The sequence below is a fragment of the Streptomyces sp. NPDC054961 genome (assembly GCF_053609145.1).
This window is the reverse complement of sequence record NZ_JBSGWY010000046.1, coordinates 31028-48786: the sequence shown is the minus strand read 5'-3', so window position 1 is coordinate 48786 and position 17759 is coordinate 31028. Positions and strand designations below refer to the sequence as shown.

The following is a 17759-nucleotide window of genomic DNA, read 5'->3' as shown; positions in this document are numbered from 1 at the left end:
GGGTCCCGGGCCGCGCCCCCCGGCCCGGGGGGGGCCCCGGGGCCCGGGGCGGGGGGGGGGGGGGGGCCGGCGGGGGCGCCCCCCGCGGGGCGGCCCGGCGGGCAGGGGCCGGCCGCCGAGCCAGTGGCGGACCTCGGCGAGGGATCCGGTGGTGCGCACGCCCGTGGGGACCGGGGGGCGGCGGACGACGAGGACCGGGATGCCGGCCTCGCGGGCGGCGGCGAGTTTGGGGGCGGTGGCGGAGCCGCCGCTGTCCTTGGTCACCAGGAGGTCGACGCGGTGCCTCGCGAGGAGGTCCCGTTCGTCGTCGAGGGTGAACGGGCCGCGGGCGAGCAGCACTTCGAGGCGCGGCGGGGCCGGGGCGTCCGGCGGGTCCACCGAACGCACCAGGAACCAGGGCTCGGTGAGGTGCGCGAAGCTGTGCAGGCCCATCCGGCCGGTGGTCAGGAAGACGCGGGAGCCCAGGTGCGGCAGGAGGGCGGCCGCCTCGGTGAGCGAGTCGGCGAAATGCCAGTCGTCGCCGGGGCCGGGGGTCCACCCGGGGCGGCGCAGCGCCAGGAGCGGGACGCCCGAAAGGGCCGCCGCTCCGGCCGCGTTGAAGCTCATCCGCTCCGCGAACGGGTGGGTGGCGTCGACCAGGTGCGTGACCCCGTGGGCGGTGATCCAGGCGGCGAGCCCGGCGGGGCCGCCGAAGCCGCCGATCCGGGTCTCGCCGGGCGGCAGCACCGGGGAGGAGACCCGGCCGGCCAGCGAGGTGGTCACCCGGTACGGGGCCGCGGGCCGGGCGGTCAGGGCCTCCGCGAGGCGGCGCGCCTCGGTGGTGCCGCCGAGGATCAGTACGTGCGGACGGCCGGGGACGCGAACGGGGCCCTCGCCGGGGCCGGGGGTGCCGGCGGAGGAGCCCGGACCGGCGGTGTCCGCCGCGCCGGGGCCGGGACGCGGAGGGTCAGCAGGCATGCCGGTCGCGCTCGGCGGAGTACAGGTGGCTGTCGCGGAACTGCTCGGCGCCCAGGGTGCGGCCCACCAGGATGACGGCGGTGCGGACCAGCCCGGCCTCCTTCACCTGACCCGCGATGTCGGCCAGCGTGCCGCGCAGGATCAGCTCGTCGGGGCGGCTGGCCATCGCGACCACCGCCGCCGGGCACTCGGCGCCGTAGTGCGGCAGCAGCTCGTCGACGACCCGCTCGACGTAGCGCGTGGCCAGGTGCAGGACCAGCAGGGCTCCGCTGCGGCCGAGGGTGGCGAGGTCCTCGCCGGGCGGCATCGGGGTGGCCTGCTGGGCGATCCGGGTCAGGATCACGGTCTGGCCGACGGTGGGGACGGTCAGCTCCCGCTTCAGCGCGGCGGCCGCCGCGGCGAAGGCCGGGACCCCCGGGACGACCTCGTAGGGGATGCCGGCCGCGTCGAGCCGCCGCATCTGCTCGGCCACGGCGCTGAAGACGGAGGGGTCGCCGGAGTGGAGCCGCGCCACGTCCTGGCCGGCCGCGTGCGCGCGTACGCACTCGGCGACGATCTCGTCCAGGTTCAGCTGCGCGGTGTCGACCAGGCGGGCGTCCGGCGGGCATTCGGCGAGCAGTTCGCGCGGGACCAGGCTGCCCGCGTACAGGCAGACGGGGGCCGCGGCCAGGGTCCGGGCGCCGCGCACCGTGATCAGGTCGGCGGCGCCGGGGCCCGCACCGATGAAGTACACGGTCATATCGTCTGATCCACCATTTCGGACTCTGCGGGATGGGGCTTGGTAACGGACCACTGGGTGACGGGCATCGCCTGACGCCAGCCGGTGAAACCGCCGACCGGCACGGCGTGCGCGACGGCCAGTTTCACCAGTTCGCCGCCGTGGCGCCGGTAGCGGTCGGTCAGGACCGCCTCCGACTCCAGGGTGACGGTGTTGACCACGAGACGGCCGCCGGGGACCAGGGCCTCCCAGGCCGCGTCGAGCAGGCCCGGGGCGGTCAGGCCGCCGCCGATGAACACCGCGTCGGGGGCGGGCAGTCCGGCCAGGGCCCCGGGTGCGGCGCCGGTGACCACGCGCAGGCCGGGCACGCCGAGCGCCGCCGCGTTGCGGGTGATCCGCGCGGCCCGCTCGAGCACGCGCTCCACGGTCACCGCGCGGCAGGACGGGTGCGTGCGCATCCACTCGATGCCGATGGACCCGGAGCCGCCGCCGATGTCCCACAGCAGTTCGCCGGGGGCGGGCGCGAGCGCGCAGAGGGTGGCGGCGCGGACGTGGCGCTTGGTGAGCTGGCCGTCGTGCTCGTAGGCGGCGTCGGGCAGGCCGGGGGTCGCGCCGAGGCGGGGCACCTCGTCGGCGGGGTCGCGGCGGCAGTCGACGGCGACCACGTTGAGGGGGTCGCCGGGCGGGTGCGCCCAGGTCCGGGCAAGGCCCTCGTACGTGTCCTCGTGCTCGGAACCGAGCTGTTCGAGGACGCGCATCCGGCTGGGGCCGAAACCCCGCTCTCGAAGCAGAGCGGCGATCTCGTTCGCGGTCACCGCTCCGGCGCTCAGCACCAGGACCCGCCGGCCCTCGTACAGCGCGGCGGAGAGCCGGGCCACGGGGCGGCCGACGACGGTGACCACCTCGGTGTCCTCCACGGGCCAGCCGAGGCGGGCGCAGGCGTAGGACACCGACGAGGGGTGCGGCAGGACGTGCAGCGCGTCCGGACCGAGCTCCTCGGACAGTGCGCGGCCGATCCCGTAGAACATCGGGTCGCCGCTGGCCAGCACCGCGATACTGCGGCCCGCGTGTTCGGCCATCAGTTTCGGCACGGCCGGCCGCAGCGGGCTCGGCCAGGCCACCCGGGTGCCCGCGCACTCCCCGGCGGGCAGCAGGTCGAGCTGCCGGGGGCCGCCGATGAGCACCTCGGCGTCGGCCAGCGCGGCCCGCGCGGGGGCGGCGAGCCCGTTCCAGCCGTCTGCGCCGAGGCCGACGACCGACACGGGCACGGGGAGCGGTGGCGGTGGCGGTGTGGAGCTCACTGCGCGGAACCTCGGGGGAACGGGAAGCGGGTGGACCCGCAGCCTACTGGGCGGGGGCCCGCCCTCCGGGGCCAGGGTGGCCGGGGTGCCCGGCCGGCGGCGCGCCGGCCGGGAGTAGGGTGGCGGTGTGCCGTTCGAATTACCGAAGGTAACTCCGTGCGGTGTCACCCATGCGAACCCCGCGGTCCGCATGCGGCGCCCGCGGTCCGACGGCGACGTCCGCCGTCCGGACGTGGCGACGCCCGCGGTCCGCATGCGACCGACGCGATCCGAGGGAGCTGCCATGCCGGGCTGGAAGGCCGCGCACATGCCCGACCAGAGCGGCCGAACGGCCGTGGTCACCGGGGCCAACAGCGGGATCGGCTACGCCGCCGCCCGCGAGCTCGCACGGCACGGGGCCTCGGTCGTCCTGGCCTGCCGCAGCGCGGCCCGGGGGCACGCTGCGGAGGTGCGGCTGCGCACCGAAGTGCCCGGCGCCAAGGTGCAGTTCCTGCCGCTGGACCTCGCCGACCTGGCCTCCGTACGGGAGTTCGCGACCGCGTACGGGCAGCGGCGGGGCGGCGACACCCTCGATCTCCTCGTCAACAACGCCGGGGTGATGGCCCTGCCCTACGGGCGGACCGCCGACGGGTTCGAGACCCAGTTCGGGGTCAACCACCTCGGCCACTTCGCCCTCACCGGGCTGCTCCTGCCGCGCCTGCTCGCCGCCGCGCCCGGTGCCCGGATCGTCAGCCTCTCCAGCGGCTTCCACGCCCTCGGGGACGTGGACCACACGGACCTGAACGGCGAGCGCTCCTACCGGCGTTGGATCGCCTACGGCCGATCCAAGACCGCGAACCTGCTCTTCACGCACGAGCTCTCCCGGCGGCTCGCCGCCGCCGGGTCCGGGATCGTCGCGGCCGCCTCCCACCCCGGCTACGCCGCCACCAACCTGCACGTCGGCGCCACCCCGCAGGCGGGCACCACCCTCACCTCGCGGATCGCGGTCGCCGCGAACACCCTCGGCAACGTCCTCGGTAACGGCCTCATCGCGCAGTCCGCCGCCTCCGGCGCGCTGCCCACCCTGTACGCGGCCACCGCGCCCGGGGTCCGGCCGGACGATTTCATCGGGCCGCGGCTCGGCTGGCGCGGCGCGCCCGCACGCTCCTGGCGGGCGAAATGGACCCTGGACGACACGTCCGGCGAACGGCTCTGGGACGCCTCGGAAAAGCTCACGGGAGTCTCGTACACGTCGCTGTCGCGCTGAATCCCCGGGCGGACGTACTGCTCGCCGGTCCCTTCCGGCCGGCGACCGGACCGTCCCGTGCCTCCGGCCGACGCCCCGTCCACGGCCCCCGTCCGCGTGGGCGCCCCGTCATGAGCCCGTCCGCCCCCGGTGCGCCCCAGGGCGCCCCGTCCGGGCCCTGACCGGGGCGCCCCGTTCGCAGCAGACTCGGCGGAATGGACGACGACGCTACGGACAACCACCCACATACCGACGCGGAATCCGGGGACCACGCGGTGGTCCTCGGGGCGGGAATGGCCGGGCTGCTGGCCGCGCGGGTCCTCGCGCGGCGGTTCTCCCGCGTCACCGTGATCGAGCGGGACGAACTCGTGGACGCCGGGCCGGAGTTCCGGCCGGGTGTCCCGCAGTCCCGGCACGCGCACATCCTGTGGTCGCGGGGTGTCGAGCTGATCGAGCTGATGCTGCCGGGCATCACCGACAAGCTCGTGGACGCCGGGGCGAGCCTGCTGAACTCGCCCCGGGACTTCCTCTGGCTGAGCCCGGCCGACTGGTTCCACCCGCTGTCCGGGGCGAAAGTCCTCATCGCCGGCCGTGAGCTGCTCGACTGGACGGTACGCCGCGAAGTGCTGCGGGGCGGACGCATCCGGATCCGGTCCGGGACGGCGGCCGCCGGACTGGTGGCCGGCCCCGCCGGCCGCTCGGTGACCGGCGTGCGGCTGCGCGACGGCGGCACGCTGGCCGCCCGCCTGGTGGTCGACGCGACGGGGCGCACCTCCAAGGCCACGGCCTGGCTGGAGGCCCTCGGCCTCCCGGCCCCGGAGGTCACCCGGTTCGACTCCCGTCTCGGCTACTCCAGCCGCTACTTCGAGATCCCGGCCGATCCGGAGCGGCGCTGGCAGGGCCTGTACGTCCAGAGCCGCCCCGATCTGCCGCGCGGCGGCGTACTGGTGCGGGAGGGGGACCGCTGGCTGGTGACGCTCCTGGGCAACGGCCCGCACGTCCCGCCCGTCAAGGACGAGGAGTTCCTCGCCTTCGCCCGCAGCCTGCGCAGCCCCGCCCTGTACGACGCCATCCGCGACGCGACCCCGCTGTCCTCGGCCACGGCCTTCCGGAACACGGCCAACGAGTGGCGTCACTACGAGCGCCTGGAGCGCTGGCCGGACGGCTTCGTCGTGCTCGGCGACGCCGCCTGCCGGTTCAACCCCGTGTACGGGCACGGGATGACGGTCGCCGCGCTCGCCGCGGAGGCCCTCGCCAAGGAGGTGCGGACGCTCAACCCGGAGGAGATCGCCGCGGCCGCCCGCCGGATCCAGCGCCGCACCACGGCCGCGGCCGCCGTGCCCTGGCAGATCGCCACCAGCGAGGACATGCGGTACCCGGTCACGGAAGGGCCCCCGGCGGGCCGGGCCGCCCGGATCCTGCAGAGCTACATGTCGAGGGTGATGGTGGGCGCCAACTCCGACCCGGTGATCTCCGCCCGGTTCTTCGGAGTGCTGTCGCTGACCACCCCGCCGTCCACGCTCCTCGCTCCCGCCACCGTGATCCGGGTCCTGTCCAAGTGGCGGCTGCCGACCGTCCCGGACGCCGCCGCCTATCCGGCCCACCACGGGCCACCGGGCGGCACCGGCGCCGGGGCGGCGGAGCCCGGACGGTCCGGGCGGACCGACGTCCCGGAGGCGCGGCACTAGGATCTGCGCATGATCGCTGAGATGCAGTGCGTGGTGCTGGACTGCCCCGACCCGACCGCGCTGGCCGCGTTCTACCAGTCCGTGCTGGGCGGTGAGGTCAACCGGCCGGACCGGCGCTGGTCGACCGGCGCGCGCTGGGCGACCCTGCACACCCCCACCGGCTCGGTGCTCGCCTTCCAGCGCGCCGAGGACCACCGGCCGCCCCGGTGGCCGGACCCGGAGCGCCCCCAGCAGCTCCACCTCGACTTCGTCGTCGCCGACCTGGACCTGGCCCACGGCCAGGTGCTGGCCGCCGGGGCGAGCCTGCTGGACGAGAGCCGGGCCGCCGAGGGCTGGCGGATCTACGCCGATCCGGCCGGCCACCCCTTCTGCCTGGTCTGCGACTGACGGTCCGCGACGGGCGGTCGGCGACCACCGGGGACACCGGGGAGGACACGGACCGGTACCCCTATTGCGACAGAGTTGCAATAAGGGGGAAGGGGTGGCGGCGGCGTGGGGTCTGCGGGGTGGCCGCGAACTCCCGCGTGCGGGAGCTCGCGGAGCGTCGCCGCGCCTCCGCCGGGATCCGGCCGCGGGTGCCCGCGATGACGCTGTGCACCGACAACGGGGCGATGACCGCCGCCGTCGGCGACCTCCCGGTGCGGGCGGGCGTGGAGCCGGCCCCGTACGAGCTGACCACCGACCCGTCCGCACCCCTGGAGTACGCCGCCCTCAACCCCCGTGCTCAGCTGGGGGCGTTCACCGCGACGGGCTGACCTGGACCGTGGTCACCGCCCCGCCCGCGGCCTCCTTCGCGACCGTGATCCGGGTCCCGGTGTCCGGCACCTTGACCCCGAGCTGCGGCAGTCGCGCGTCCCAGTAGGAACCGTGGCGGTCGTCGAAGACCGGTACCCCCGGCCGCGCCGGGATCACCACCGGGGTGCCCGCCTTGTGCAGGACGACCCGGTCGCTCCTGCCGAGCGAGAAGGGGGCGTCGAAGGTCTGCGCCCGCGCGTTCAGCACGGTCCCGTCGGCGTACGTCAGCGGCGCCGGACGGGCGTCGACGGGCAGCAGCAGCCCGCCGCCCGGGTGCGCCTTGGTGGTGTTGTCGCTGTACGCCGTGTCCCAGAGCCAGATGAGGACGCCCTGCTGGTAGGGGAAGAACTCCACGGTGTCGCCGGTGAACCCGAAGTTGTACGGACCCGTCTTCAGCATGCTGCCGTAGCCGGTATAGCGGCGGTTCTCCACGAAGTAGGCGCGCGGGTGCTGCTCGCTGCCCGTACGTCCCTGCGTGTGCGACCACTTGACCGCCGTCCAGCCGTTGGTGCCGCTCTGCTCCGCTCCGTCGCGCAGCAGCTCCCGGCCGTCGCCGGCCGTGATGCGGATGTCGTCGAAGGAGACGCCCTTGCCGTGGGTGTTGCTGTCGGAGGTCACGCGCAGGCGCAACTGCACGGTCTTCCCGGCGAACTGCTCCAGCGGAACCGACAACCGCGCCCAGCCCGCCGAGGTGCCGGTGATGCCCTTCGGGCCGGTCGGCGCGTCGTTCACCGTGCCGGGCAGGGCCGCCCACACGGCTCCACCGTCCGTGGAGGCCTCCACCGTCAGGTAGTCGAAGTCCTGCTCGACGTCGTACCAGACACGGGCGTCGAGCCGGGCCCCGTCGCCGCTCGCGGCCGGGGCCGCGGTCCCCGTGAGGTCGACCGTCCGGGACAGGGTGTTGTCCATGAAGTCACCGGTGCCGCTCCACCACTGACTGCCGCCCTCGTAGGGATCGGCGAGCTCGGTCGTGGTCACCGACGGCGGCAGGTGCACCAGCAGGGCCTGTGGGTCCTCGGTGTTGTACCCCGACACCCCGAGCGTCGCACGGGTCGTCCGGCCCGCGTCCGCCTCCGTGTACTGGAGCCAGCCCAGCTGCAGTTTGCTCCACGGGTCGAGGTCGCCGGGGAACTCGCCGGTCGTGTTGCGGCCCTTGCCCAGATAGGAGGCCGCGGACATCAGCGACCAGAAGTTGACGCTGTTGTCCCCGTCCGAGCTGTACAGGTCCGGCAGTCCCAGATCGTGCCCGAACTCGTGCGCGAAGAGGCCGGCGCCGCTGTTCTCCCCGCCCGTCAGGTAGTCGCCGGCCCACAGGCCGGTGTCGCCGACCGGGGTGCCGCCCGCCTTGTTGCCCGCGGGCCCCGCGCTTCCCGCCTGGTTCCAGTACGCGAACCAGCGGTGCGCCCACACGGCGTCCTTGCCCTGGGCTCCGCCGCCCCAGGTCTGGTCCTTGCCCGCGTGCACCACGACGAGGTGGTCGAGGTAGCCGTCCGGCTCGTCGAAGTTGCCGTCGTGGTCGGCGTCGTAGCGGTCCCACACGTCGTACTCGGCGAGCTGCGCCTTGATCTGCTCGGACGTGCGGCCCTTCGCGCGCTCGGAGTCGTACCAGGCGGTCGTCGCGTCCCGGATCATGTCCCAGTTGGTCCGGCACTGGCCGGGCTCGGAACAGTTGTCGGTGCCGTAACGGGCTTCGTTCCAGGGAAGTTTGACCCAGTCGGTCACCGTGCCGTCCATGTCGTAGCGACCGGAGGACTGGAGCCGGTAGTAGGCGCGCATGGACGCGGACTGCGGGTCGGTGGAGAAGAACTGCTTCTGGTAGGAGGCCCGGTCGAAGTCCTTGCGCCACAGGGTGTGGTTGTCGTCCTTCGCCGGCTTGCCGATGGCGTTGTGCAGCGGGCCCGGGGTGCCGCCGAAACGCGGCTTGCCCTCGAACTCGGTGGTGTTGTCGACCTGGTCGCCGAACTCGGCGAGGATCACGAAGACCTTGTCCTTGCGCTCCTGTGCCAGCTCGACGTACCGCTTGCCGACCTTGGCCTGACGCGGGAGCGTCCCGTCGGCCTCGGCCCGCAGGCCGTCGGGCCGGCCGGCCGCGACCTCCTCGAGGGCCTGGCGGCGCAGGGCCTGCCGCTGGAGTTCCAGGGGAGCGGGCGGAGGGGCCGCGGCCTGTTCGGCCCGCAGCTGCCCGGCCGGGGGAGGGGGCGGGGGTGCGGCGGCGGCGAAGGCGGGGCCGGTGAGTACCGGGGCGGCGAGCAGGGCGAGGGATATCGCCGCTCCTACCGCAGCGAGTCTGCGCAACGTGGCTGACCTCTCTGGGGGTTCGGATCGAAGCGCGAGTAATATTTCACATGTGACAGGTGATTTATAGATGGGGTGCGGATCCCGCTGTCCGAGACGGGAGGGGCGCGGCCCGGGCGGCCCGGCGCCGGGTCCGGCGATGGATCGACCTCGGCCGATTTCCGGATGCGCACGGTCCTAACTCGTCGTTCCGAGGGCCCCGTTCACCCCGCGGCGCTATCGTGCCGGGCGGGGGACGACTGTGCGAGGGGGCGGAACCGCCATGCGATTTCTGTTTGTGCACGGCACGGGGGTGCGACAGGAGCGGCACGACACGCTCTTCGCGCTGGTGCGGGACCGGCTGACCGCCCGGTTCCCCGACGCGGCCGTGGACTCCTGCTTCTGGGGCGAGCGGTTCGGGGCCACCCTGAGCGCTCACGGCCGGTCCGTCCCCGGACTGAAGGCGCCCGGCGGAGCCCCGGGCCCCGGGGACGACGAGGCCGCCGAATGGGGGCTGCTGCTCGCCGACCCGCTGTGTGAGCTGCGGGTCCTCGCCGAAGCCGGCTGGGACACCGGTGCGGACGGGGCGGACGGCGTGGACGGCGCGGACGATCCCTTCGCGATGCCCGGGGTGCAGCCCGCCGGGGTCCGGGTACTGGAACTGCTGGCCGGCCTCCCGGACGCCCCCGGGGCACCCGGGCCCGGTCCGCGCGCCCCCGGGTCCGACGCGCTCGGCGGCGGTGAGCAGGCCGCACTGCTGCGCGGCACCGGCCTCGCCGCCGGGTTCCCCGCCGCCCTGGAGTTCGTCGCCGGCTCCGCCGAAGCCGCTCGCGCCGGTGCCCGCGCCACCGAACAGCCGCAGGCCCGGGAGCTGGCCACCGCCCTCGCCCGCGCGGTGACCGCCGCCGCGCTCGCCCCGGCCGGAGCCGAGGCCGACTGCACCGGCGCCGAACGCGACCGGCTCGTCGAACTGCTCACCGCCCGCCTCGGCGGCGACGCCCGGGTGCCCGGCGCCCGGGCCGCCGCGGTCCTCGGCCGGCTCGCGATGCGCGTCACCACCCAGCCGCTGCTCAACGCCTGGCGCGGCTCCCTGACCGTCGGAGCCACCCCGGCCCTCGGCGACATCCTCCGCTACCAGGCCCGCGGGGCCGGCCTCCGCACCTTCCTGCACGAACGGATCACCGCCGGGGACGGGCCGACCGTGCTCATCGGCCACAGCCTCGGCGGCATCGCCCTCGTGGACCTCCTCGCGCTCGGGGCCGCCCGCGGCGAGCCCGTCCCCGGGGCCGCGCTGCTCGTCACCGTGGGCTCGCAGGCCCCCTTCCTCCACGAACTGGGCGCGCTGACCGGGATCGCCCCCGGCGCGAAGCTCCCGTACGCCTTCCCGCGCTGGCTCAACGTCTACGACCGCCAGGACGTGCTCTCGTACCTGGCCGAGCCCGTCTTCCCCGGCGACCCGCGCGTCAGCGACCACGAGATCGGCAGCCGCCAGCCGTTCCCGGCCTGCCACAGCGCCTACTGGAAACAGGACTCCCTCTACGCGCTCATCGAACAGGCGGTGTCCGAAGCGGAGATCGCGTGACCCCCCTCGACTTCCTCCCCCCGAGCCTGGGGCCGCGGCGCACCTTCGCGCTCGTCGCCGGGGTCGAGAGCTACGCCGTCAGCCACCGCTGGAACCTGCACGGCCCGGCCCGCGACGCTCTGCGCTTCGCCCGCTGGCTGACCGGGCCCGCGATGGTGCCGCCGGGCCACGTACGGCTGTTGCTGTCCCCGCTGGACGATCCGGACACCCTCGACTGGTCGGCCTCGCCGGGACTGGAAGCCCTGCGCACCACGCACCGGCCGGCCACCGAGGAGAACGTGAAGGCGGCCCTCCTCGACGAACTCCCGGCGTGCGACGGCGACCTGCTCTGGATCTTCTGGGCCGGGCACGGCTACATCGAGCCGCGCGGCGGTGAGCTCATGCTGCCCTGCGCCGACGCCAGCCCCGGACAGATCCGCCACCTCAACCTCGACTCCGCGCTGCGCTGGTGGCGCACCGACCTCGTCAAGCACCGCAGGTTCCCGCTCCAGGCGGCGCTCGTGGACGCGTGCCGGGTCGACGCGCCCCGCGACGCCCGCTGGAACTTCGGCACCAACGACTACGGCGGCGGCGTCACCGTCCCCGGACGCAAGCAGTTCCGGCTCTTCGCCTCCCGGGAGGGCGAGGCCGCGCAGAACGACGCCGAACGCGGCGCGGGCCGGTTCACCGAAGCGCTCCTCGACGAACTCGGCGAGAACTCGGTGCGCGAGGCCGTCGTCGGGCTCGCCGACACGGCCCGCTCCGTCCACCGCACCTTCCGGGAGCTGCGCGAGCGCGGCGAGGGCTGGCAGCTCCCGCAGTTCGTCGTCGACCGGGACTGGGACGCCTGCTCGTTCCTCGACGACGACCTGACCGGGGCCGCGCTGCCGCGGGCGGCCCGTCTCGACCAGGCCGCCTGGGACGGGCTCGGCGACCTCTTCGAGGGCCGTGAGCTGCCGCGCTGTGCCTACGAGGCCTACGCGTGGGCGTTCCGGACCACCGGCTGCGCGCCTCCCCTCCAGGGCGGCCTGCCGGGCGACAGCCTGCTCGAAGTGGTCCAGGACCTCGACGAGCGCCACGGCGGTCCGGGCGGGATGCCGCTCGCGGTGCCCTTCGTACGGTTCCTCGGCGAGCGGGCCGCGGCGGCCGACGCGCGCTGGGCCGCCCGGCTGCGCGACTGGGTGCGCGACACCCGGGAGCGCCTCGCCCTGCCCCCGCTGCGGCCGCCGCCCCCGACGCCGCGCAGGACGGCCCTGCACGTGCGGCTCGAGTCCCCGCCGGGCGGTGAGGACGGCTTCCTGGCCCGGATGTGGCTGCGCCGGGACTCGACCGAGCACATCTGGGAGTCGGAGGGCGAGCCGGTCCGGCTGGACGCGATACGGGCCGAACTCGTACGCCAGCTGGGCAGCGTGGGCCGGGCGACGGGAGATCCTTCCGGGCACGCCGAGGCGGGCCGGCCCTCGGGCGCGGTGGAGCTGATCGAGTTCCACGTGCCGTACGAACTGCTCGACCTGGACTTCGACCAGTGGCCGGTCCCGCGCGGCCCGGGCGGGCGGACCCGGGCCCTGGGGCTGGTCTACCAGGTGGTGGTGCGCTGCCCGCAGGAGCGCGAGGACACCGCCGCGGAGTGGCGGGACAAGTGGCGCTGGCTGTGGTCCCAGGGCGGACGGCACGCCGACGCCGTCCGGGTGGTGACCGACGCCGACGTGGACGACGGGCTCGGCATGGAGCTGGGGGCGGGGCCGGCGCCCGCCTGCGTACTGGCGCACACGCCGGCCGGGGCGCGGACGGGAGCGGTGGTGGAAGCGGTGCTGGAGGGAGGGGTTCCCGTGGCGGTGTGGCGGCGCGCGGGTGGCCGCCGCGAGGACGCGGCGGCTCCGGGCGCGCAGGCCGGCCGGCTCGGCCCGCGCGCGCGGCGGCGGGCGCCGCGGCCCGGCCGCGCCCCGCCCGCGCCGGGCCCCCGCGGGCCGGCCGCCCGGCCCCCCGGGGGGCCCCCCCGGCCGGGGCCCGGACACGCCTCCCGACCTCCTCGCGCTGCTCGCGCCGGCCGGCGAGGACGGCCGCCCCGACCCCGGCGCGCTCGACGTGCTCGCGCTGCCGGCGCGCGTGCGGGAGGTGCGCCGGGCGGCCGCCCTGGCGGCCGCGGGCGCCCCGCCCGGCGAGGATCAACGAGCGCCGGGGGAAGACCGGTTGGTTCTCTTGTGGGACGATCCCGACGACACGCTCACCCTCCGGTCCCTGGCTTGAATCGAATGCCGATGCCCCTGCGGACGCCGGCCCCGGTTCCCGGCCCGGACACCGGCCCCGATCCCCACCCCGACGCCGGTCCCGACGGGGGCCCGGCGACCGACCGCGACGACCGACCGCGCTATTCGACGATGGAGGCAGAGGCAGTGGCGAAGGACTGGTGGCTGTACCACGGGACCGGCGAGGCCGCCGAGCGCCGGACCAGGCTGGAGGCCGGACCGCCACCGCCCTGGCGCGATTTCACCGGCATCCCGGACCCGGGGTACGCACCCCCCGGCTGCGAGGGACCGGCCTGGGAGCGCACCTGGCGGCGGGGCGAGGGCTACGTACCCGACGACGCGGAGAAGGACGTGGTCAACACGGCCCTGCACCTGCGCAGGCCGCTCCTCATCACGGGCAAGCCGGGCGTCGGGAAATCGACGCTCGCCTCCAGCATCGCCGCCGACCTGGGCCTGGGCCCCGTACTGCACTGGCCGATCACCAGCCGGACCGTCCTGCGCGACGGCCTGTACCTGTACGACGCGATCGGCCGGCTCCAGGAGGCGGGCCTCGAACAGCTGCGCACCGCGGGCTCCGTGCCCCCCGGGGCGGGGCCCCAGGGGCTCCCGGCCCCCGCCGGCGCACACGGCCCGGGCAACGCCCCCGGCGGCCCGTCCATCGCCCGCTACCTGCGCCTCGGGCCGCTCGGCACGGCCCTCCTGCCCCAGGACCGCCCGCGGGTCCTGCTCGTCGACGAGATCGACAAGAGCGACATCGACCTGCCCGGCGACCTCCTCACCGTCTTCGAGGACGGCGGCTTCGACATCCCCGAACTCGCCCGGCTCGCGAAGGAGGAGCCGACCGTGGCCATCGGCACCGACGACGACCCGGACGCCGCCGTCCGGATCACCCAGGGCCGCGTCCAGTGCCGGCACTTCCCCATCGTGGTCCTCACCAGCAACGGCGAACGCGATTTCCCGCCCGCCTTCCTGCGCCGCTGCGTCCGCCTCCACATGGAGCCGCCCGGGCTCGACAAACTCGCCCGCATCGTGCGCGGCCGGCTCGGCGTGGACATCGAACAGGGCGACGAGGAATACCGCGAGCTGGTCAAGAGCTTCCTCGACCGCGCCGACGACGGGGACCTCGCCACCGACCAGCTCCTCAACGCCATCCAGCTCCGCCTGGTCGGAGCGTGGTCGGCCCCCGACGACCGGGACCGCTTCCTCGCCACCGTCATGCACCACCTCACCGGGCCCTCGACGTGATCGACAAGCTCCTCGCGGCCTTCGCCGAAGGCGCCGAGGAGGGCGGCCCGCGCACCGGGGTGGGGGCGGAGGAGATCGCCGACATCCTGTGGCTCGCGACCCGCGTGGACGCGATGGCGGACCGCCCGGCGGCCGCCGACCCGCCACCACGGGTGCCGGAACCGCCCCTCGGCCCCGAACCGGCGGGGGCCGCGCCGGAGACGCCCGGCATCGCCCGCGAACCGGGGGAGTCCGGCGTCGAGTTCTTCCCGGCGCCGGGACCCGGGTCCACCGGGCCGGCGGACCCGGCCTCCGGCCCCGCGGACCCGGAGGGCAAGGCCGGGGGCGCCGCCCCCGCACCGCCGCGGCGCCGGGGTACGCCCCTGCGCCTGCCGCGCGCCGCCTCCCTCGACGACCCGCTCGCCCTGATGCGCTCCCTGCGCCCCGTCGGCCGCCGCAACATCGGCGGCCCGGGGGAGGAGCTGGACGAGCAGCTCACCGTGGAACGCAGCATCGAGCGGATGGTGCTGACCCCCGTGCTGCGGCCCGCCGAGAGCCGCTGGCTGGACGTGGCCCTGGTCGTCGACGGGCACCACTCGATGCTGCTCTGGTCCGACCTGGTGGAGGAGGTCCGCGGGGTCCTGGTCCGCAGCGGGGTCTTCCGCGACGTGCGGACCTGGCAGCTCACGGGCACCGGCCCCGGGGGCACCCCCATGGTCACGCGCGGCCGCGGCACCCCGCCCCGCAACCCCCTGGAGCTGGCCGACCCGGCGGGCCGCCGGCTGATCCTCGTCCTCTCCGACACGGTGGCGGGCGGCTGGCGCGAAGCGCCCCTGCGCGGCGTGCTCCGGCAGTGGTCGGCGCACAACGCCGTGGCCGTGCTCAACGTCCTGCCCGAGCGGCTCTGGTCGCGCGGCGCCGTCCGACCGGTCCCCTTCGCCGTCCGCGCGGAGCGGCCCGCGGCGGCCACCCGGTCCTGGCAGCGGGTCCCGATGGTCCGGCGGGCCCGCGGCGGCGGAGCCGTGATCCCGGTGGTCGGCATCGCCTCGGGCAGCCTGGCCCGGCTGGTGCGCGTGGTGTCGGGCGACGGCCGCTGGCGGCGCCTGGCCTGCCTGCGGCTGGACGCGGAGCCCGCGCACGGGACGGCGTACGGGGCGCCGTACGAGATCCCCGGTCCGCAGGGCCCCTTCCCGGACCCCCTCGACGCGGTGGAACGCTTCCGAGCGAACGCCTCCCCGACCGCCCAGCGCCTCGCCGCGCACCTGGCCGCCGTACCCCTCACGCTGCCCGTGATGACCCTCGTGCGCCGCTCCCTGCTGCGGGACTCCGAGCACAGCCACCTCGCGGAGGTGGCGCTCGGCGGGCTGTTCGCGCCCTGGGGCGCCGAACAGCTGTCGGACCAGGCGGAGTTCCACTTCCTGCCGGGCGTACGGGAGGCGCTGCTCGGCTCGCAGCTGCGCGGGGACGTGGCCGCCGTACGGGAGCTGGTGCGCCGCCGGGTCTGGGAGTACATGGCCCGGCACCGCGGCACCGGACGGGACTTCACGGCGATCCGGGTCGCGGACGGCACGGAGGGCCGCCGCGAAGTGGCCGACGGGGCCATGCCGTTCGCGGCGGCCGGGCGCCCGGACCCGGGGCTCGGCGAGCAGGTGGTGCGGGTCCGCTTCGAGCCGATGCGCGAACCGCAGGCGGTCGGCGTGCTGCTGTCGCCCCGGATGGTCCTCACGGTCGGGGAGGGGAGGGGGCGCAACGCCGTCGGCTGGGTCCGGTCCGGATACCGCGAAGTGGCCTGCCGTTCCGTGTGGTGGGACGAGGCCGTGCCCACGGTGTTCCTGCTGCTGGCCGACGAGGACCTGGTGGATCCGGGCCCGTGGCTGCCGGCGCAGTGGGCCGAGGCCACGGGGAAGCGCGTCCGGCTGCGGGTGGACGGCTCGACCGACGAGGGCGAGCGGATCGCGCTGACCGGCGAGGTCCTCCCGTACGAGGGCGAGCGCAACGGCGAGCTCGTCCGGCTCTCCGCCGAGACGGAGGCCTGGACCCACTACGTGGGCGCTCCGGTCTCGCGCGAGGGGCGGCTGGCGGGCATCGTGCACACCGTCATGCCCGACCGGATCGTGTTCCTGTCCGGGCAGGCACTGATCGAACAGCCGGGATTCCGCGAGGTGATGACGGACCACGTGCGCGCGCGGGCCGAGGACTCCGGCGTCTGTCTGGCGATCCGGCCCGAGATCGCCGTGGGGCCGATCGGCCGGACCCTGCTGCCCGAGCTCGCCGTGCTCGTCGCGGGGGCGACGACGGACATCGGGGTGCCCGGGGCGGCGTCCTCCACGGACGACGGCGCCGTCCTGCTCGTCACGGTGTCGGCGCCGGGCGCCCTGGGCAAGGCCGGACGGCTCCTGGCCGAACTCCCCGGGGTACTGGCGCGGTTGCGCGGCGGATCCGGCGACTGGGACTTCGGTCTCGCGGTGGCCCTGGCCCGGGGGGAGTTCACGGTCGGGGACCGGGCGGTGCGCGGGCCGGCGGTGGACGAGGCCCGGCGGCTGGCCCGTCACGGCGCGGTCGCGGAGCGGCTCAGGCGGCCGGACGCGCTGGGCGCCGTCCTCACGGTGCAGGGCGAGTCCCTGCGCGGAATCGGCGGGCTGGGACACCTGGCCGTGGAGCCGCTGGAGCCGGAGCGGGAGCCCGAGCCGGCGTACGAGCCGGACGGGGAACCGGGTCCGCAGTCCGCTCCGGCACCGGAGCCGGGGTTCGGACCGTCGGGCTGGATCTGCCTCGACGGCCCCGTCGAGGTGGCGCGGGCGCTGGTGGACGCCGAGTTGCGCAACGACGAGCCGGCCGTCGACTGGGCGCAGTGCGGCTACGGGGCCACGGCCGCCGATCCGGCCGGATGCATCGGGATCCGGCTGCCGGGCCGACACGGCTGCCTGGCGCACGTGAGCACGGCCGAACAGAACGAGTACGTGCGGGGGCTCAGTCCCGGCTCGGACGTGGACCTGCGCGGCACCACCTTCGCGAACCGTCTCCTCGCCCGCGTGCTGGGCAAACTGCGCGACCCGCTGACCGAGCACGTCCGGATGGGGGCCGCGGTGTTCGACCGCGCGCGCTTCACCGACGAATGGAGCACGGTGGGGGCCGAGTTCGAGGGCCGCGTCTCCTTCGACCGGGCCGTCTTCGACACCCCGGCGCGCTTCGAGACCTCCCGTTTCAAGGGCACGGCCTCCTTCGGCCGGACCGTGTTCCGGCACGGCTGCGCCTTCGACGGGAGCACCTTCGACCGCGGAGTGTGCTTCAGCAGGGTGGACTTCGGCGGCACCGCGGGGTTCCGGGACACCCTGTTCGCCCGCGACCTCGACATGGCCTGGGCCGAGCTGTGGCAGCGGACGCTCATGAGCCGGATGCGGGTCCGGGGGGCGGCGAACTTCGCGAGCACCGTGTTCCACGGCCGGAGCACGTGGAGCGGGACCGCCTTCCTCGGGCCGGCCTCGTTCGCGTCCACCGTGTGGGGAGACGCCCTGCTCTTCGACGGGGCCCGCTTCGAGGACCGGGCCTCCTTCGACGACGCGACCTTCGACTCCCCGGCCGTGTTCACGGCCACCGTCTTCGCGGACGGGGCGACCTTCGACCGCGTCGACTTCGCCGAGTCCGCCGAGTTCACGGAGGTGTCCTTCGCCGACCCCGCCCGCCTCCCCGAGGCGTGGCGGGCCCTGCTGGCCTCGCAGACGGGCTCCGTCACCTTCAGGACCCCGCCCGCGACCCCCGCCGGGTGAGTC

Annotated in this window: 9 protein-coding genes and 2 pseudogenes; 7 read left to right on the top strand and 4 right to left on the bottom strand. The window is 75.6% G+C overall.

The annotated features are described in order from the left end of the window. Window positions 1-117: 117 nt before the first annotated feature. The 3 genes and pseudogenes from ACWF9Z_RS30715 to cbiE all read right to left on the bottom strand — a co-directional run. A pseudogene (locus ACWF9Z_RS30715) lies at window positions 118-957 on the bottom strand (cobalt-precorrin-6A reductase); the annotation flags it as partial. Then, the gene (cobM, locus tag ACWF9Z_RS30710; protein WP_453607483.1) at window positions 947-1696 is read right to left on the bottom strand and encodes a precorrin-4 C(11)-methyltransferase; all 750 of its coding nucleotides are present in this window, start codon (window positions 1694-1696) and stop codon (window positions 947-949) included. The pseudogene ACWF9Z_RS30715 and the gene cobM, both read right to left, overlap by 11 nt. Then, window positions 1693-2976, bottom strand: coding sequence for a precorrin-6y C5,15-methyltransferase (decarboxylating) subunit CbiE (gene cbiE / locus ACWF9Z_RS30705; RefSeq protein WP_453607482.1), 1284 nt, complete (start codon window positions 2974-2976; stop codon window positions 1693-1695). Before cbiE ends, cobM begins: the two co-directional genes overlap by 4 nt. 283 nt (window positions 2977-3259) lie before the next feature. Between cbiE and ACWF9Z_RS30700 the strand changes: the two genes are divergently transcribed. From ACWF9Z_RS30700 to ACWF9Z_RS30685, 4 genes and pseudogenes are all read left to right on the top strand, one after another. Next, the gene (locus ACWF9Z_RS30700; protein WP_453607480.1) at window positions 3260-4222 is read left to right on the top strand and encodes an oxidoreductase; all 963 of its coding nucleotides are present in this window, start codon (window positions 3260-3262) and stop codon (window positions 4220-4222) included. Window positions 4223-4416: 194 nt separating this feature from the next. Then, window positions 4417-5889 carry an FAD-dependent oxidoreductase gene (locus ACWF9Z_RS30695; protein WP_453607477.1) on the top strand — a complete coding sequence of 491 codons (1473 nt, stop codon included), beginning with the start codon at window positions 4417-4419 and terminating at the stop codon, window positions 5887-5889. A 9-nt stretch (window positions 5890-5898) separates the two neighbouring features. Then, window positions 5899-6276 carry a VOC family protein gene (locus ACWF9Z_RS30690; protein ID WP_453607475.1) on the top strand — a complete coding sequence of 126 codons (378 nt, stop codon included), beginning with the start codon at window positions 5899-5901 and terminating at the stop codon, window positions 6274-6276. Window positions 6277-6386: 110 nt separating this feature from the next. Continuing rightward, window positions 6387-6644 (top strand): annotated as a pseudogene (locus ACWF9Z_RS30685) (tRNA (adenosine(37)-N6)-threonylcarbamoyltransferase complex transferase subunit TsaD); the annotation flags it as partial. Here the strand turns inward: ACWF9Z_RS30685 and ACWF9Z_RS30680 are convergent. After that, a complete protein-coding gene (locus tag ACWF9Z_RS30680; RefSeq protein WP_453607472.1) occupies window positions 6628-8979 on the bottom strand; it encodes an immune inhibitor A domain-containing protein in 2352 nt (783 codons plus the stop codon). The pseudogene ACWF9Z_RS30685 and the gene ACWF9Z_RS30680 overlap by 17 nt on opposite strands. 262 nt (window positions 8980-9241) lie before the next feature. Here ACWF9Z_RS30680 and ACWF9Z_RS30675 point away from each other — a divergent pair, with 262 nt between their 5' ends. From ACWF9Z_RS30675 to ACWF9Z_RS30665, 3 genes are read left to right on the top strand one after another with little or no spacing between them, the layout of a single operon-like run. Further along, complete coding sequence (locus tag ACWF9Z_RS30675; protein ID WP_453607469.1) at window positions 9242-10540, top strand: hypothetical protein; 1299 nt, start codon at window positions 9242-9244, stop codon at window positions 10538-10540. Then, window positions 10537-14010 carry a VMAP-C domain-containing protein gene (locus ACWF9Z_RS30670; protein ID WP_453607467.1) on the top strand — a complete coding sequence of 1158 codons (3474 nt, stop codon included), beginning with the start codon at window positions 10537-10539 and terminating at the stop codon, window positions 14008-14010. Before ACWF9Z_RS30675 ends, ACWF9Z_RS30670 begins: the two co-directional genes overlap by 4 nt. Then, window positions 14007-17756 (top strand): SAV_2336 N-terminal domain-related protein, encoded by a 3750-nt coding sequence (locus ACWF9Z_RS30665; RefSeq protein ID WP_453607464.1) that lies wholly within the window; start codon window positions 14007-14009, stop codon window positions 17754-17756. The genes ACWF9Z_RS30670 and ACWF9Z_RS30665 overlap by 4 nt, the downstream gene beginning before the upstream one ends. Window positions 17757-17759: the final 3 nt, after the last annotated feature.

Excerpts from the sequence above, each read along its gene's own strand:
- cobM (WP_453607483.1), bottom strand. The coding sequence starts at position 1,696 with ATGACCGTGTACTTCATCGGTGCGGGCCCCGGCGCCGCCGACCTGATC.
- ACWF9Z_RS30700 (WP_453607480.1), top strand. The coding sequence starts at position 3,260 with ATGCCGGGCTGGAAGGCCGCGCACATGCCCGACCAGAGCGGCCGAACG.
- ACWF9Z_RS30675 (WP_453607469.1), top strand. The coding sequence starts at position 9,242 with ATGCGATTTCTGTTTGTGCACGGCACGGGGGTGCGACAGGAGCGGCAC.
- ACWF9Z_RS30695 (WP_453607477.1), top strand. The coding sequence starts at position 4,417 with ATGGACGACGACGCTACGGACAACCACCCACATACCGACGCGGAATCC.
- ACWF9Z_RS30690 (WP_453607475.1), top strand. The coding sequence starts at position 5,899 with ATGATCGCTGAGATGCAGTGCGTGGTGCTGGACTGCCCCGACCCGACC.